General features: G+C 69.3%; 13 protein-coding genes. 10 read left to right on the forward strand and 3 right to left on the reverse strand.

The features are described 5' to 3' along the window. Window positions 1–52 precede the first annotated feature (52 nt). Complete coding sequence (locus ACFFRH_RS42340; RefSeq protein WP_344744262.1) at window positions 53–1,684, reverse strand: peptide ABC transporter substrate-binding protein; 1,632 nt, start codon at window positions 1,682–1,684, stop codon at window positions 53–55. A 501-nt stretch (window positions 1,685–2,185) separates the two neighbouring features. Between ACFFRH_RS42340 and ACFFRH_RS42345 the strand changes: the two genes are divergently transcribed. From ACFFRH_RS42345 to ACFFRH_RS42360, 4 genes are all read left to right on the forward strand, one after another. Then, the gene (locus ACFFRH_RS42345) at window positions 2,186–3,127 is read left to right on the forward strand and encodes an ABC transporter permease (RefSeq protein WP_344744261.1); all 942 of its coding nucleotides are present in this window, start codon (window positions 2,186–2,188) and stop codon (window positions 3,125–3,127) included. Beyond that, the gene (locus tag ACFFRH_RS42350; protein ID WP_344744260.1) at window positions 3,120–3,971 is read left to right on the forward strand and encodes an ABC transporter ATP-binding protein; all 852 of its coding nucleotides are present in this window, start codon (window positions 3,120–3,122) and stop codon (window positions 3,969–3,971) included. Before ACFFRH_RS42345 ends, ACFFRH_RS42350 begins: the two co-directional genes overlap by 8 nt. A 161-nt stretch (window positions 3,972–4,132) precedes the next feature. Beyond that, window positions 4,133–4,654 (forward strand): YbhB/YbcL family Raf kinase inhibitor-like protein, encoded by a 522-nt coding sequence (locus tag ACFFRH_RS42355; protein WP_344744259.1) that lies wholly within the window; start codon window positions 4,133–4,135, stop codon window positions 4,652–4,654. A 104-nt stretch (window positions 4,655–4,758) separates the two neighbouring features. Continuing rightward, the gene (locus ACFFRH_RS42360) at window positions 4,759–4,938 is read left to right on the forward strand and encodes a hypothetical protein (protein WP_329086969.1); all 180 of its coding nucleotides are present in this window, start codon (window positions 4,759–4,761) and stop codon (window positions 4,936–4,938) included. 110 nt (window positions 4,939–5,048) lie between these two features. On the opposite strand, the gene ACFFRH_RS42365 is transcribed toward ACFFRH_RS42360, so the two are convergent. Further along, complete coding sequence (locus ACFFRH_RS42365; RefSeq protein WP_386163715.1) at window positions 5,049–6,374, reverse strand: KamA family radical SAM protein; 1,326 nt, start codon at window positions 6,372–6,374, stop codon at window positions 5,049–5,051. Window positions 6,375–6,546: 172 nt separating this feature from the next. Here ACFFRH_RS42365 and ACFFRH_RS42370 point away from each other — a divergent pair, with 172 nt between their 5' ends. The 5 genes from ACFFRH_RS42370 to ACFFRH_RS42390 all read left to right on the forward strand — a co-directional run bounded on the left by ACFFRH_RS42370 (window position 6,547) and on the right by ACFFRH_RS42390 (window position 14,854). Then, window positions 6,547–7,119, forward strand: a complete 573-nt coding sequence (locus ACFFRH_RS42370) for a DUF1707 SHOCT-like domain-containing protein (protein ID WP_386163717.1) — start codon at window positions 6,547–6,549, stop codon at window positions 7,117–7,119. 99 nt (window positions 7,120–7,218) lie between these two features. Then, window positions 7,219–8,226 (forward strand): phosphate acyltransferase PlsX, encoded by a 1,008-nt coding sequence (gene plsX / locus ACFFRH_RS42375; RefSeq protein WP_386163723.1) that lies wholly within the window; start codon window positions 7,219–7,221, stop codon window positions 8,224–8,226. 462 nt (window positions 8,227–8,688) lie between these two features. Next, window positions 8,689–11,067, forward strand: coding sequence for an HAD-IC family P-type ATPase (locus tag ACFFRH_RS42380; protein WP_386163719.1), 2,379 nt, complete (start codon window positions 8,689–8,691; stop codon window positions 11,065–11,067). Continuing rightward, complete coding sequence (gene argS, locus ACFFRH_RS42385; RefSeq protein WP_344742727.1) at window positions 11,064–12,818, forward strand: arginine--tRNA ligase; 1,755 nt, start codon at window positions 11,064–11,066, stop codon at window positions 12,816–12,818. Before ACFFRH_RS42380 ends, argS begins: the two co-directional genes overlap by 4 nt. Window positions 12,819–12,961: 143 nt before the next feature. Beyond that, complete coding sequence (locus tag ACFFRH_RS42390) at window positions 12,962–14,854, forward strand: hypothetical protein (protein WP_344742728.1); 1,893 nt, start codon at window positions 12,962–12,964, stop codon at window positions 14,852–14,854. 562 nt (window positions 14,855–15,416) lie between these two features. On the opposite strand, the gene ACFFRH_RS42395 is transcribed toward ACFFRH_RS42390, so the two are convergent. Then, on the reverse strand, window positions 15,417–15,809 hold the full coding sequence (locus tag ACFFRH_RS42395; RefSeq protein ID WP_329086981.1) for a cell division protein SepF: 393 nt from the start codon (window positions 15,807–15,809) through the stop codon (window positions 15,417–15,419). Between the two features lie 206 nt (window positions 15,810–16,015). On the opposite strand from ACFFRH_RS42395, the gene ACFFRH_RS42400 reads away from it, so the two are divergent. After that, complete coding sequence (locus tag ACFFRH_RS42400) at window positions 16,016–16,804, forward strand: PhzF family protein (protein WP_344742729.1); 789 nt, start codon at window positions 16,016–16,018, stop codon at window positions 16,802–16,804. The last annotated feature ends 257 nt before the right edge of the window (window positions 16,805–17,061 follow it).

Consider the following 17,061-nt stretch of genomic DNA (forward strand, 5'->3'; position numbering starts at 1 on the left):
TCGTCCCGGGCGGCCAGTGGGGCCGGGCTCCCGCCCGGCCCTCAACCGGTCGTCAGCTGGCCTTCTCGACCTCGGTCCACTCGACCTGGTTGAGAAGATTGATCTTGACGCCCTTGACGTGCTGGGAGAACGCGGCGTTGGTCCGGTAGAAGTACACCGGGATGTAGGGCAGTTCCTTGATCAGGATGTCGTCGGCCTGCTGGTAGAACTTCAGGCCCTCCTCCTGAGTCGCGGCGGTGTCGCCCTTGGCCAGGAGCTCGTCGAACTCCTTGTTCGACCAGCCGGCGTAGTTGGAGCCGGTCTTGATCGCGACGGTGGAGAAGATCGGGGTCAGGTAGTTCTCCGCCGACGGGTAGTCGATCGCCCAGCCCATGCGGAACAGGCCGCTGTAGGTCTTCTTGTCGAGCTCGTCGAGAATCGAGGCGAACTTCTCGAAGGGCTTGACCGTCACCTCGATGCCCAGGTTGGCGCGGAGGCTGTTCGCGACGGCCTCGATCCACTCCTTGTGCGGGCCGTCGGTGTTGTAGCCCAGCTCCAGCGTCTTGGGACCGTTGTTCTCGGCGTACTGCGCCTTGGCCTTGTCGGGCTCGTAGCTGCAGGCCGCGCAGGCACCGGCGCGGTAGCCGTCGAGGAGGGGGTTGATGAAGTCGTCGGCCGGGGCGCGCGTGCCGGAGAAGACCTTGTCGGCGATGGTCGCGCGGTCGATGGCCATGGAGATGGCCTCGCGGACCTTCACGTTCTCGTACGTCTTGTTGTACTGCAGCGGGAAGCCGATGTAGCCGACGCCGGCGTCCGCCTCGTCCAGGTAGCGCTCGCCGAGCTCCGACTTGGCCCTGGCGATCGCCGACGGGGGCAGCGAGTCGTGGACGTCGAGGTTGCCCGCGGCCAGGTCGTTGAACGCGGTCTCCGGGCTCGTGTAGAGCTTGAACTGGAGCTTGGTGAACTTCGGCTTCGTCCCGGCGAACTTGTCGTACCGGGTGAGGTCGATCGTCTGGTCGGTGCCCTTGTTGTAGGGCTTGTCGATCTGGAAGTAGCCCTGGCCGATCGGCTTCTTGGCGAACTCCTCGGTGACCTTGCCGTCGGGGCCGAAGGCCGCCTTGGGCAGGGGGTAGAACGCCGTGTAGCCCAGCATCGTCTTGAACTGCGAGAACGGCTTGGAGAGGGTGACGGTGAAGGTGCTCTCGTCGACGACCTTGAGACCCTTCATCTCCTTGGTGGAGACGGTCTTGCCCTCGCCCGGGTTCAGGTCGGCCCAGCCGTCGACCCGGCTGAAGAAGCCGTTGGCGCCCTGGACGTTGTCCTGGTTGGCGGCGTAGTTCCACGCGTCGACATAGTTCTGCGCGATCAGCTTCTCGCCGTTGTGCCAGGTGTAGCCGGGCTTGAGCTTGATCGTCCACACCGTGTTGTCGGGCGACTCGATCGACTCGGCGACCTCGTCCACGACCTGCTTGTTCTCGTCGTAGCCGACCAGCGGGGCGAAGATGGCGGCCAGGACCTCGGAGCCCTCGGACTCGGTGGTGTCACCGGGGTAGAAGAGCTTCTGCGGCTCGCCGAGCTCCATGCGCACGGGCTGGTCGGCCGCGGCCGTCCCGCCATCCGAGGACGTCGAGCCGCCACACGCGGTCAGCGCGAGAGCGAGCAGCGCGGTGCCGGCGGTGATCCGCGCACCCTTAGTAACACGCATTGCGGTAAATCCTCCCTTTGCAGGCTTACGTCGACACTGAGTCCGTGACCCGAGCACCGCGAAGGAGGATCTTGTGGTCCCTGCTTCCCGCTGTTCCGGTCCGGGTGCTGACGCCACACCGATCGATCGCGACTATTCCCTACCGCTCCACACCGACTTATATCTGTGATGTTGCAGTTCGGTCACGCATGCACTGATTCGGCGTCACATACCTGCCAACTCGACGAGGCCAAGATCCTGGATGTGCATGAAAACGACATCCAGGCACACGTAGGACATGAACGGTCACGCCAAAATACCCCCGCGCCGGTACTGCTCGCATCCGTTACCTTCCGGTGACCCTGACCTGGGCCTGCGCTGACGTGATCACAGAGGGCCCGGTCTCCCGCAGGAGAACCGCACAATTGCCCTGGAACCTGTTGCCCGGAGATCCCGTCCAATGTGTGCGGCGGACCCCCGCCGCAGGCACTTCATCCACTCGCATCCAATAGAGTCCTTGCCATGAGCCAGCCGGAATCCGCGATCGCGGACGCCCAGGCGGGCGGCCCGAGTAACGGCACCCCCGCGCAGGGGCAAGAGCCGCTGGCCAAGCTCGCCGCGCGCCACGGACTTCGGCGTGCCATCGCACGCCCGAGTCTGCCCGTCTACCTGCGCCAGCTGTGGGAACGACGGCACTTCGTCATGACGTACGCCACGTCGCGCAACGTCTCGAAGTACAGCAACTCGGCCCTGGGCCAGCTCTGGCAGGTCCTCACACCGCTGCTCAACGCCGCCATCTACTTCCTGATGTTCGGCCTGATCCTCGGCGCGAGCAAGGGCATCGAGAACTACCCGGCCTTCCTCATCACCGGGATGTTCGTCTTCACCTACACCCAGCGCTCGGTGAGCGGCGGCGCCAAGGCGATCTCCGGCAACCTGTCGCTGATCCGCGCCCTGCACTTCCCGCGCGCCGCGCTCCCGCTCGCCTACACGATCCAGGAGTTCCAGCAGCTGCTCATCTCCATGGGCGTGCTGTTCGGGCTGGTGCTGCTCACCAAGGAGCCCATCACCCTCCTGTGGCTGCTGATCCCGGTCGCCCTGCTGCTGCAGACCATGTTCAACGTCGGCGCGAGCCTGGTGCTCGCCCGGGTCGGCGCCACCGCCCGCGACCTGAACCAGCTGCTGCCCTTCATCATGCGCACCTGGCTCTACGCCTCCGGCGTCTTCTTCTCCATCGAGGACAAGGTCGTGGGCCCCGGCGGCGCCGACCTCCCCCAGTGGGTCGCCGACATCATGTATTTCAACCCCGCCGCCGCGTACATCGAGCTCATGCGGGACCTGCTCATGCAGACCCACCCGGCCCGGCCCTACATCTGGGCGGTCTGCGTATTCTGGGCGGTGTTCGCTCTGCTCGGCGGCTTCTGGTACTTCTGGCGAGCCGAGGAGAAGTACGGCCGTGGCTGAGTTGACCGAGGAGCTGTCCCGAGTGAAGGCCGAGGAGCCCGCCGTGCCGAGCACGGACGTCAGGGTGCACCCCAACCCGGAACCCGCCCCCGTCCCCGAGGGCGCCCCCACGGTCATCGTGGACGACCTGCACATCATCTACCGGGTGTACGGCGCGGCCAGCGACGTGGAGAAGGGCAACGCCGTCAACGCCCTCATGCGCCTCGTCAAGCGCCAGGGGCGGCCGCAGATGAAGGAGGTCCACGCCGTGCGCGGCGTGTCCTTCGTGGCCCGACACGGCGACGCCATCGGCATCGTCGGCCGCAACGGCTCCGGCAAGTCCACGCTGCTGCGCGCCATCGCCGGCCTCCTGCCCCCGCACTCCGGTGCCGTCTACACCGACGGCCAGCCCTCCCTGCTCGGCGTCAACGCCGCGCTGATGCGCGAGCTCACCGGCGAGCGCAACATCGTGCTCGGCTGCTACGCGATGGGCATGAACCCCGCGCAGGTCAAGGAGAAGTACGAGGACATCGTCGACTTCTCCGGCATCGGGGAGTTCGTGCAGTTCCCCATGTCCACCTACTCCTCGGGCATGGGCGCCAGGCTCCGCTTCGCCATCGCCTCGGCCAAGTCCCACGACGTGCTGCTCATCGACGAGGCCCTCGCCACCGGCGACCGCGAGTTCCGGCGCAAGAGCCAGGACCGCATCAAGAAGATGCGCGACGAGGCCGGCACCGTCTTCCTGGTCGCCCACAACCTCGACGTGATCGAGGAGACCTGCAACCGGGTCATCTGGCTGCACAAGGGCAAGATCAGGATGGACGGCGACCCGCAGACGGTCCTCGCCGCCTACAACAAGGTCTGACCGCCCGGCCTCCGGACGCCACAGCCTCTCGGGCACACGGTCTCTCGACCACACGGGTCCGATCGCCACGACCGCCGAACACGCGGCGTCCGATCGTTACGGGCCCGGCGGCAGGGCAGGATGAGGAGCGACCGACAAGACGCTTCCATCGGAGGTGAATCGTGTCCACGCGGCCACCGATTCCGTATGACTTCCTGCCCCAGGTTCCCGCGCTGACCGTCGAGAGCGACGACGTCCGCGACGGCGAGCGCATGGCGGAGACCCACGTGTTCAACGACTGGGGCTCCACCGGCCAGAACGTCTCCCCCCACCTGCGCTGGTCCGGCGCCCCGGAGGGCACCCTCAGCTACGCCGTGACGTGCTTCGACCCCGACGCCCCCACCGGCAGCGGGTTCTGGCACTGGCTGCTGTTCGACATCCCGGCCGACGTGACCGAGCTGCCCGCCGGCGCGGGTGCCGGCGACGGCGGCGTGGGCGTGCACGGGCGCAACGACTACAGCCACAACGCCTACGGCGGCGCCGCGCCGCCCCCCGGGCCCCCGCACCGCTACATCTTCGCGGTGCACGCCCTCGACGTGGAGAAACTCGGCCTCGACGCCGACACCCCGCCCGCCGTGGTGGGCTTCAACATCACCGCCCACACCGTGGCCCGCGGATACGTGACACCCGAATACCAGAACTAGCGCGATATGGCACGTCCCGGGGTGGGACACGGGAGGCAATGGACTGACAGCGTGTTCGGTGTTCCGGTATGATTCGAACGTTGTTTCGATCCAAGGAAGCCGTCATGGAGTGGGGGCGCGCGATGCGAGAGCTGTCCACCGCGATCGACCACCTGTCCGTCGAGGACCCGTCAGAGATTCCGCGTCTCCAGCTGACCGAGCAGCTCATCGAGCTGCACTGGCAGATGGCCAGACTCCAGGCCGAGATCGCCCGTCGCACCTCCGTGCGGGGCCCGGGGCGCTGAGGCGACGGAAACCGGCCGGTGCGCACCGGCCGGTTTCCTCGTCGTCCCGCCGCGTCGCCACGGGCTCCCGCGAGACCGCGCACGGGCCGCCGAGCCGTCAGGGGGGCGGATCAGGCCGACAGCCGCCGGGGGGCGACGGCGGCTGGCTCGAAGGGGAAGCGGTCGGCGAAGGCCGGGCTCAGGTCGGTGAGCCACACGGCCTTCGGGTCGTACCTCGCGAAGAAGGGGCGGCCGACCAGCTCCGGATCGCGCGCCTGGATGAGGTGGAGCACGAAGACCTTCTGCCCCGCGACCTCCGCGACGCCGTCCAGGCAGACCTTGCCGGGCGTGGCCGACATCGACGGGCCCCGCACGGTGCGGCACAGCCCGGAAACGCCCGCGTAGGCGTCCCTGAAGATCTCGTAGGCCCTGGCGAGCGGCACCGCGAAGTAGTCCTGCGGCCCGGTGTCGCGCTCGACGAACATGTAGTACGGGATCATGCCCATGGTGAGTTGCCTGCGCCACATGGACGACCAGGTCCCGGGGTCGTCGTTGATCGACCGGATCAGCGGTGCCTGCGTCCTCACGACCGCGCCGGTGGCCGTGATCCCCGCGACGGCGGCCTCGACGACCGGGAGTTCCAGCTCCCGGGGGTGCGAGAAGTGCGCCATGAAGGCCAGGTTCTTGCCCGCGTCGACCACGGAGGCGAACAGGCGGAGCGTGTCGTCGCTGTCGGGATCGGAGACGAACCGCTGCGGCCAGTAGGCCAGCGACTTGGTGCCGATGCGGATGGACTCCAGCTGTTCGATGCCGAGCAGCGGCTCCAGATAGCGGCGGAGCACCGGCTCACCCATGATCATGGGGTCTCCGCCGGTGAGCAGCACGCTGGTCACCTCGGGGTGGTCCTTGAGGTAGCGGACGAGGGCGTCGACGTCGTCGGAGGCGAACTTCAGGTCCGGCTCCCCGATGAACTGGGCCCAGCGGAAGCAGTAGGTGCAGTAGGCGTGGCACGTCTGCCCCTGCTTGGGGAAGAAGAGCACGGTCTCAGGGTATTTGTGCTGCATGCCGGGCACCGGCTCCGTGCCGACGCGCGGGACGTTGAGGTCGAGCTGGCCGGCGGGGTGCGGGTTGAGCCTCATCCTGACCCTGTTCGCCGCCGCCTGGATCTCGGCGTTCCCCGCGCCGGCCCGCAGCAGGCCCGCCAGCCTGGTGACGTCCGCCTCGGGCAGCATGTCCTCCTGAGGGAAGACCAGCCGATAGATGGGGTCGTCGGGGACGGCCGCCCAGTCGATGAGCCGATCCACCACATAGGCGTTGGTGCGGAAGGGCAGCACCGTCGCCACCGCCCTGATCCGCAGCCGCTCGTCGTCACCCAGGCCGCCTCTGCGCAGCAGGTCGTCGAGGTGTTTCGCGGTGTAGGCCCGGAATCCGCGCCTGGAAGCTTCGCTCAAGATCACCAATCCTTTGCCGAGATCTCTGTCCTCGTTCGGTAAACCTCGCCGCCCTTTCGTGCGTTACGAACGTGTTACATACCGGACGTAAACCGCCCTACGGTCGGTTCCATATCTCGGCGATTTCTTCTCCTCGGAGGCATCGCGATATATCTTGAATAGTCGTACACTCACAGGCATGACGTCCTATGACCCCGTTCTGCGCGCCTCCGACGCCGACCGCGACCATGTGGCCGCGGTGCTGGGTGAGGCGTTCGCCACCGGCCGCCTCACCAGCGTCGAGCACGCCGACCGGCTGGCGGCCGCCTACACCGCCGTCACGACGGACGACCTCGTCCCCATCACCCGCGACCTGCCCGACGTCACCGCCCCCGCCCGCGGGGTCGCCCCCGAGCGGCAGGAGGTCGCCGCCGTCTTCAGCAAGGTCGTGCGCGGCGGGCGCTGGATCGCCGGACGGCACACCGCGCTGCGCGCCACCTTCGGCGCGCTGATCGTCGACCTGTCCGACGCGGTGCTGCCGGGCCGGGAGATCACCCTTGAGGTCAACTCCTACTGCGGCAAGCTGATCGTCAGGGTCCCCCGCAACGCCCACGTCATCGACGAGGTGGGTGCGCTGTTCGCCAAGCGCAGCATCTCCGGCGGCACGGGCGACGGGGACGGCCCGGTCATCAGGGTCGTCGGCCGGGCCACCTTCGGCAAGATCATCGTCTCGCGGGAGAGAAGCGACTGGAATCTCCCCGGCACTCCCTGATCAGCCCCACGGAACGATCCGGTCCTGAGCCCGCCTACGATGCGGACAAACCATCCCGCACGAGGTGACCGCTTGCCTGAGACCGACGCTCCCGGCGCCATGCCGATCGCCCTGGACGCGATGGGCGGCGACAACGCCCCCGACGAGATCGTGGCGGGAGCCGTGCGGGCGGTGCGAGAGCACGGGATCTCCGTCGTGCTCGTCGGCGCCCCCCGCCCCCTGTCCGAGGCGCTCTCCCAGCACGACGCGACCACCGAGATCCCGATCGTCCGCGCCGAGGAGGCCCTCGCCATGGACGAGGGCGCCCTCGCCAGCCTGCGCCGCCCGCGGTCCAGCATCGCCGTCGCCTGCCACCTCGTACGGCGGGGCGACGCCTGCGCCGTGGTCTCCGCCGGTTCCACCGCCGGGATCGTGGCCACCGGGAAGCTCAGGCTCCGCGGCCAGCCGGGAGTGCTCAGGCCCGCCATCGCCGTCGCCCTGCCGACCAGACCCACCCCGACCGTCCTGCTGGACGCCGGGGCGAACGCCGAGGTCAAGCCGGAGATGCTGGTGCAGTTCGCCCACCTCGGCGCCGCCTACGCGGAGACCGCCCTGGGCGTCGAGCACCCCAGGATCGGCCTGCTGACCATCGGCAGCGAACCGGAGAAGGGCAACAAGCTCGTCAAGCGGGCCCACGAGCTGCTCTCGGCCGCCCCGGGGCTCGACTTCGCGGGCAACATCGAGGGCCACGACCTGCTCACCCGCACCGTGGACGTCATCGTCGCCGACGGCTTCACCGGCAACGTGGCGCTCAAGACCATGGAGGGCAGCGTCCGCTACGCCTTCGCCGAACTCCGCGAGACGATCAACGAGAGCCGGACGGCCAGGGTGGGCGGCCTGCTGCAGAAGAGGCGCATCAGGGAGCTCTACCGGCGGCTCGACCCCGAGGTCCACGGCGGGGCCGTGCTGCTCGGCCTGAACGGCACCGTGGTCATCGCGCACGGCGCCTCCCACGCCAAGGGGGTGAGCGCCGCCTGCGTGCTCGCGGCCAGGCTGGCCCAGGAGGGTGTGGTGAACCGCATCGGCGAGCGCCTCGCCTCCACCCCCCGCCCGCACCGCCTCTGGTGACACCACCCCGGGCCCGCACCACCTCTGGTGCGCACCGGGCCCGCACCACCTCTGGTTCGCACCGGGCCCGCACCACCTCTGGTTCGCACCGGGGCCTCACCGCCTCTGGTGGGCACCACATCAGGCCCGTACCACCTCTGTCGCACACCACCTCTGATGACACACCGGGTCCGCACCGCCTCTGGTGCGCACCGGGGCCCGCACCACCTCTGGTGACGCCACACCCATGCCCCGCCGTCGCCCGATGCCCCTCCGCCGCCGTCACCGGCACACCTCCGACGAGCCGGTGACACCTCTCCGCTGACACGCCGTCGGCGCCGTCTCTCCGTCCACGCCCCTTCGGTCACAGATCGCGTACGGGTCGCCTATCTGCAGTGATATTTCCGGTGTATCGGGTGTTGCCCCCCACCGCGTTCTCCGGCCCCGCGTACCCTGAGTCCCAGTCGATCGGCGGGGGGCCGCGTGGAGCAGGTGGCGGAACGGGGGCTGACCTCGGCCGAGGTCGCCGAGCGCGTGGCCGCGGGACAGGCCAACGACGTCAGGCGCCGGTCGAGCAGGTCGGTCTCGGCGATCGTCAGGGCCAACGTCCTCACCCTCTTCAACGGGGTGATCGGCGCGCTCTGGGTGCTGATCATGATCTTCGGGGAGTGGCAGGACGGGCTCTTCGGACTGGTGATCGTGGCCAACGCGGGCATCGGCATCGTCCAGGAGCTCCGCGCCAAGCGCACCCTCGACCGGCTCGCCATCGTCAACGAGTCCCCCGTCAGGGTCCGCAGGGACGGCTCCGACACCGAGATCCCGCCCCGGCAGGTCGTGCTCGGCGATCTCGTCCTGCTCTCCTCCGGAGACCAGTTGCTCGTCGACGGCGAGGTGGTGGACGCCGACGGCCTGGAGGCGGACGAGTCGCTGCTGACCGGCGAGGCCGACCCGGTGCACAAGCGTCCCGGCGACGAGGTCCTGTCCGGCAGCTTCGTGGTCGCCGGAAGGGGCCGCTACGTCGCGACCAGGGTCGGCCGCGACGCCTACGCGGCCAGGCTCGCCGAGGAGGCCAGCGCGTTCAGCCTGTCCCACTCGGAGCTGCGCGAAGGCGTCACCCGATTCATCAAGTACGTGACCTGGCTGGTCATCCCGATCGGCGCCCTGCTCACCTGGAGCCAGGTCAGCAGGCAGACGAGCGTCGGCGAGGCCGTCACCGGCACCGTCGCGGGCATCGTCACCATGATCCCCGAGGGCCTGGTCCTGATGACCAGCATCGCCTTCGCCGTCGGCGTGATCCGGCTGGGCAGGCGCCGCTGCCTGGTCCAGGAACTGCCCGCGATCGAGATCCTGGCCCGGGTCGACACGCTCTGCCTCGACAAGACCGGCACCCTCACCTCGGGCGGCATGGAACTCGACGAGGTCCGCCCGCTCCGCGACGACCTGCCCGTGCACGAGGCCCTGGGCGCGCTGGCCAACCTCGACCCCGACCCCAACCCCACCGCCCGAGCCGTCCAGGCCCGCTACCCCGAATCACCCGGCTGGACCGCCACCGCGAAGGTCCCCTTCTCCTCGGCCCGCAAGTGGAGCGGCGCCGAGTTCGACGATCACGGCGGCTGGGTCCTGGGCGCCCCCGACGTCCTCCTGCCGCCCGGCACCCCCGGGTACGACGAGGCCGGGGCGCTCGCCGCCACCGGCCTGCGGGTGCTCGCCCTGTGCCGGGTCGCCTCGCTGCGCGACCCCGACGACCTCGGCACCGTCGAGGCCGCGGCCGTCGTCGTGCTCAGGCAGCGGATCCGCCCGGACGCGGCCGAGACCCTCGCCTACTTCGCCGGGCAGCGCGTCACCGTCAAGGTCATCTCCGGCGACAACCCCGAGTCGGTGTCGGCCATCGCCACCTCGCTGGGCATCCCCGGCGGGGAACGCGCGGTGGACGCCCGCACCCTCCCGGAGGACGACCCGGAGAAGCTCGCCGAGATCATGGAGGCCAACACCGTCTTCGGCCGGGTCAGCCCGCACCAGAAACGGCTGTTCGTCGGCGCGCTCCAGTCGCGCGGCCACACGGTCGCGATGACCGGCGACGGCGTGAACGACGTGCTCGCGCTCAAGGACGCCGACCTCGGCGTGGCGATGGGCTCCGGCAGCGGCGCCACCCGGGCGGTCGCCCAGGTCGTGCTGATGGACGACGGCTTCGCCAGCCTCCCCTCCGTGGTGGGCGAGGGCCGCCGGGTGCTGGCCAACATCGAACGGGTCGCCGGGCTCTTCCTGACCAAGACCTTCTACGCGATCGTGCTCTCCCTGCTCACCGGGGTCATCGGGCTCGCGTTCCCGTTCGCTCCCCGGCACTCCACGCTGATCAACGCCCTGACGATCGGCGTCCCGGCCTTCTTCCTCGCGCTCGCGCCGAGCAACGAGCGCGCCAGGAGCGGCTTCGTGCCCCGCGTGCTCCGCCTGGCGGTCCCCGCCGGCATCATCTGCGCCACCGCCGTCTACCTGTCGTACTGGATCGCCCAGAGCGGGTCCGCCACCCTGGAGGAGAGCCGCACCTCCGCGGTGATCACGCTGTTCGTCGCCGCCTGGTGGGTGCTGGTCCTGGTCGCCCGCCCGTACGTGTGGTGGCGGGTGCTGCTCGTGGCCGCCATGGCCGGGCTGTTCGCGCTGGCCCTCACCGTCCCGTTCGCCCGCGAGTTCTTCGCGCTCACCCTCGGCGGCCCCGCCGCCGGTCTCACCGCGGCCGGGCTCGGCGTCGCCGCGGGGGTCGTGCTGACGGGCGTCTTCGTGATCGCGCGATCCCGCCGTGCGGCGCCGGGCCCGGGTGATATCAAATCGGCTCAGGACCGGCCAGCCGATACCCTTGGAGCATGACCGACCCGCAGCTCGCACTGACCGAGCGCGTCCAGCAGGCGCTGGCCGCCGCCTTCGGTGCGGAGTACTCCGACGCAGACCCGCTGATCCGTCCCTCGCAGTTCGCCGACTACCAGGCGAACGTCGCGATGAGCCTGAGCAAGCGACTGCGACGAGCCCCGCGGGAGGTCGCCCAGGAGATCGCCGAGCACCTCACCGGCCGGGCCGGAGACGCCCAGGACGACCCCTTCCCCGGCACCGTCGAGGTGAGCGGCCCCGGCTTCCTCAACCTGACCCTCTCCGACGGCTGGATCGCGGCGCGGGCCTCCGAGATCCTGGCCGACCCGCGCACCGGCGTGAGCCTGGCCGCCTCGCCGCGGACCATCGTGATCGACTACTCCGCGCCCAACGCGGCCAAGGAGATGCACGTCGGCCACCTGCGCACCACGATCGTGGGTGACGCGCTCGCCAGGGTCCACGAGCACCTGGGCCACAAGGTCATCCGGCAGAACCACCTCGGCGACTGGGGCACGCCGTTCGGCATGCTCATCGAGCACCTGCTCGACATCGGCGAGGAGACCGCCGTCGCCCAGCTGGAGGCCGGCGAGGGCAACGCCTACTACCAGGCCGCCCGCCTGAAGTTCGACACCGACCCCGAGTTCAACAAGCGCGCCCGCACCCGGGTCGTCACCCTCCAGGCCGAAGAGCCCGAGACGATGCGCCTGTGGCACATCTTCATGGACGCCACGGTCCGTTACTTCAACAAGGTCTACGTCCAGCTCGGTGTGACGCTGACCGACGACGACATCGCCGGCGAGAGCATGTACAACCACGTGCTCGCCCAGGTCTGCGACGAGCTGCAGGAGCGCGGCATCGCCGTTCTCAGCGACGGCGCGCTCTGCGTCTTCCCGCCCGGCTACACCGGCCGCGAGGGCCAGCCGCTGCCCCTGATGATCCGCAAGAGCGACGGCGGCTACGGCTACGGCACCACCGACATGGCCACGATCCGCTACCGGGTCCAGGACCTCAAGGCCGACCGGATCCTCTACGTGATCGGCGCGACCCAGTCGCTGCACATGTCGATGGTGTTCGACTCGGCCAGGCTGGCGGGCTGGCTGCCCGACCACGTCAGGGCCGAGCACGTCCAGATCGGCAGCGTGCTGGGCTCCGACGGCAAGATGTTCAAGACCAGGAGCGGGAAGTCCATCAAGCTCGTGGAGCTGCTCGACGAGGCCGAGACCCGGGCCGCCGAGGTGCTCAGGAACAGCGACTACGCCGACACCGAGCGCACGGAGATCGCGCACGCCGTCGGCATGGGCGCGGTCAAGTACGCCGACCTGTCGGTCAGCCACGACAGCGAGTACGTCTTCGACTTCGACCGCATGCTCGCCCTGACCGGCAACACCGGCCCCTACCTGCAGTACGCCCAGGCCCGCATCCGCTCCATCTTCCGCAGGGGCGGGGTGACCCCGGCCGAGACGACCGGTCCGATCGCGCTGGGCCACCCGGCCGAGCGCGCCCTGGCACTGCAACTCCTCGGGTTCGGCTCGGTCGTCGAGGAGATGGCGGAGAACTCCGCGCCCCACAAGACGGCCTCCTACCTCTTCGACACCGCGAGCGCCTTCACCACCTTCTTCGAGAACTGCCCGGTCCTGAAGGACGACGTCGACGCGGCCACTCGCGCCTCGCGGCTCGCCCTGTGCGCGCTCACCCTGAAGGTCCTGGAGACCGGCCTGAGCCTTCTCGGCGTCCCGGCCCCCGAGCGCATGTAACCTGTCCACCAGATGATCGTCTTTATTGGGAAAATGAAGACGATCATCTGGCAAAGTCATGTTCGGCGCGCCTCCCTGCGGGGATGTCCCAAGCGCAATACGCTGGCGCGGTCATCGGTCACAACTTCGGGGAGCTCTCTGCCTTGAGCACGGACCTGACCGCGAACGTGAGCACGGACACCGCGAGCCTGAGCACCGACCTGACGGCGGGCCTGGACACGAGCTTGAGCACCGACCTGACCGCGACGTTGGACGCGGATCTGGCAGCGAGTGCGGACCCGGATCCGACCACGGACGTGGACACCGGCCCCACCCCGGGCGCACCCACCGGCCTGGCCTCAGACGTGGACATCGCTCTGGCCACGGGCGCGGGTACGAACACCGCAGGTACGAACACCACCGCGGACATCGACACCGCGACCTCACCCACCGAGATCCCGCACATCGATGCCGCGCACACCAACGCCTCACTCACCGAGGCCCCGTGCGCCGGTCCCTCGCACACCGAGGCCCCGTACGCCGATGCCGCGCGCACCAACGCCTCACCCGCCAACGCCTCACCCGCCAACGCCTCGCGCACCGAGGTTCCGCGCACCGAGGCAGAGCTGCGCCACCGTGTCGACGCGCTCCTCGCCGATCTGGCCGCGGGAGTCGTCCCCACCGGCATACCGGCGGGCTTCGACGACATGTCCGAGCACACGTCCGGCCACTGGCTGGCTCCGGCCGTCGAGGCGCTCGTGCTGCTCATGCGCGGCGAGGAGGCGCTCGAACCCCTCGCCCGCGCCGCGCAGCGTGACGAGCAGCGGACCGCGCTCTTCCTCTGCCTCGCCCTCGCCGTGGCCGGCCAGGGCGACCGCATCCACGCCTCATGGCTCGGCACCGCCTTCGGGGAGCTGTCCCTGGACCGCCCGGTGACCCACGGCCAGCGGGCACTCTGGCTCGCCGCCGCCCGCGGGGCGTACGGCCCGGCGGGCAAGATCTTCGTTCTCCGCAAGCTCGACGCGGTGGCCGCCTCTCCCGCGTCCGAGCCCGACCGGTGGCTGCGCGCCCTCGTCCCCGACGAGCCCTCCACGGCCGTGTCACCGGCCCTGGCCAACTTCGGGGACCTCGCCGAACTCCCCGAGCTCGCCGCCCCCGTACACGCCGCCGCCCGGCTGGCCCACCTGCTCGACCGCTGCGCCGAGATCACCTCGGCCCGCGAGAGCAGGGGAGGCGACGGCGCCCCCGCGGGGAAGACCGGCCCCGTGGGCGGTTCCGCGACTCGAATGGACGGTGACGCGGCCGACGAGGCACGCGACCGTACGGAGGGAGCCGCCGATGGCCTGGGCGACCTCGCGCTCATCACCGCCGCGCAGACGGACCGCTCCGGCGAGGCGACCGTCGTGTGGAGCGAGGACGAGCCGCTGACCGTCCTCCGCCAGCTGGCGGGTTCCGGCACCCACGAGCGGCCGATGAGGCCGCTCTCCGGCCACCTGCTCGGCGACCTGCGCCCCGGCTCCCATCCCTACCTGGCAGCGATCGCGCTGCACGTGGCCGCGCCCATCGTGCGGGCCGCGGCCGAGACCCTCGCCGAGGCCACCCGGGCCGAGGCCCCCGAGTCGGTCACCATGCCGATTCTCGGCCACCAGGTGACGCTCAGACCCGAGGGGCCGGATCCCGAGTCGCTGGGTGCCGCCGAGGAGCGGATCGCCGCAGAGGGAGCACCGGCTCGCGGCCGTCCCTGGGCGGCCTACGTGCTGCTCGCCCTCGCCCCGGTGATCCTGGTGGTCGCGCTCGTCCTTCCCGTCCTCCCGCTCGCGCCGCTCGCACTCCTGCCGGCCGCGGGAGGCGCCTACAGGCTGTGGCGCAGGCGGCAGCGTGAGCGAGCGGACGCCGAATACGTCATCACGCAGCTCGCCGAGCTCAGGGAGCTCGCCCAGGGCGCGGTGTGGGCACTGCACGAGTACGCCCACGAGGCGGAGGGCCGGGTCAAGACGGCGACCTCCGATCTGGCGGAGCTCACCCGCCTGCTCCGCCGAGGCCCCCGAGCGGGCTGACCGCTCACCACCGGCGTCACCGCCGCTGTCACCACCCGGCTCTGCCCCCGTGGGTCAGCGGTGTGCTCGCCGCGAGATCCTCGCATCGGCGTGTGTCACTGTGTGGACCACTGCGCGTATCACTGGGAGCGTCACCAGCCCGCGATAGCGGAACGACGAGCGCGGCCATCGGGGTACGCCGCGTCACGATGGCGGCGCGAGCCCGCGGCACGAGGTCAAGGTACTTCCCGCAACGTGCTTCCCGCCGCGCGACCTCGCCACCGGTGGGGGCCTCGGTGCGTGGGACTGATGCGCGGCTGATCTACGGCCTTGATAGGTGACCTCCCACCGATGAGGCTCGGTGCGAGGTGCTGATGCCCGGATGATGTACGGCCTTGATGCGCGGCTCTACCGGCGGGGCTCGTCGCGAGGCGCTGACGCACGGCCTTTGTGCACAGCCTTTGTACACAGCCTCGTCCTCGGTGCGAGGCCTCTCGCCGAAGGCCGAAGTCGGCCTCGCACCCGTAGCGGGTCCGATCGCTCACGATCGCTCAGGACCCCTACCGGCGAGACCGCTCCGACGTCAACCGTTGGTGATCTCCACCTCGGCGGGGGCGAGCAGGAAGACCTTCTCCGCGATCCGCTCGATGCGCCCCTCACAGCCGTACGCCAGCCCCGCGACGAAGTCGACCATGCGGGTGGCCTCGGCGGTGCTCATGCCGCTGACATCCATGATGACGGTCTGACCGTCGCGGAAGTGCTGCCCGATGACCGGTGCGTCGTTGTACTTCATCGGCGTCAGCATCACGATCCGCGAGGGCTCGTTCATCGCGCGCCAGCGCTTGGCCGCGCGCTCCGAGGCAGACTGCCAGTCTTCCTCCTCGCCCTCGACCTCGTCCTCGTAGTCATAGGACTCGTCATAATGCTCGGCCCCGCCCAGGCCAAGGTAGCTCGCCACCTTGCGCACTGCCCCCATCGGCTCGTCCTTTCGCCAGGACCACGCCGTACCCGGCCTGTCCCTACACCTTGGACGGTAACCGACGACGAGAAGTTCGCCATGCGACACGCCCAGCGCTTATTTCCATTTTGTACGGCTACCGCACTGGTTTGCCTGATCCCCGACTTTGCCTGATCTCCTGACCCAACTTCAACCGATATCTCCAGCGCCGCTAGCATCGCGTCATGCTCGTCTACACGGTCGATTCGTTTACCGACGAATTTTTCAAGGGTAACCCCGCCGGGGTCTGCGTACTCGGCAATCCGGTCCCTGACGCCTGGATGCAGTCCGTAGCGGCGGAGATGAGACACTCCGAGACAGCCTTCCTGCTCGGAGCGGAGGACGGCGGACCGTACCCGCTCCGTTGGTTCACGCCGGTGACCGAGGTGGCCCTGTGCGGGCATGCGACCCTGGCCGCGGCGCATGTGCTGTATTCCACGAGAACGGTCCCAGAAACCCTCGAATTCTCAACGAAGAGCGGAATCCTGTCCGTGACCAGGGATAAATACGACTTAATCAGCATGGATTTCCCAGCAAAAGTACTCCAAGCGACGACTCCTCCAGAGGGACTGATCGATGCGCTCGGAGTTAAACCTGTTTGGACAGGAAAAAATGTTTGGGATTATCTCGTGGAGGTCGAGTCCGAGGAAGCCGTGCTCGCCGCCGCCCCTGACTTCCGCGACCTGGAGGCCGTCGACGCCCGGGGAGTCATCGTGACGGCTCGGGCCTCGCGCGCCGGCGCCGACTACGTGTCCCGATTCTTCGCCCCCAAGGTCGGAGTCCCCGAGGACCCGGTCACGGGCTCCGCCCACTGCGCGCTGGCGCCATACTGGTCGGCCAAGCTCGGCTCCGACAGATTGGTGGGCGCCCAGCTGTCACAGCGTGGGGGTGTGGTCCGCACGACTGTAAGGGGCGACCGGGTCGAACTCGCGGGAAACGCGGTGACCGTTCTTTCCGGCGAGCTCCACGTCTAGGGTTTCGTCTTCCGTGGTCCGTGGCTCCGGTCAGCCCGGCGGCCATCGTTACCACAGAACCCCCAAGCTCTCGACTGTCCTCAACGCGAATGCCCTTAACGCGAGAAGGGCCCCCACCAGTGGTGGAGGCCCTTCCCTCTTGAGATCACAAAAGCATGAGGGCCCCCACCGAAAGGTGGGGGCCCTCAAAAGATTGTCCGGCGGTGACCTACTCTCCCACACCGTCCCCGGTGCAGTACCATCGGCGCTGAAGAGCT

The sequence above is a fragment of the Streptosporangium vulgare genome (genome assembly GCF_042428775.1).
GTDB lineage: Bacteria > Actinomycetota > Actinomycetes > Streptosporangiales > Streptosporangiaceae > Streptosporangium > Streptosporangium vulgare.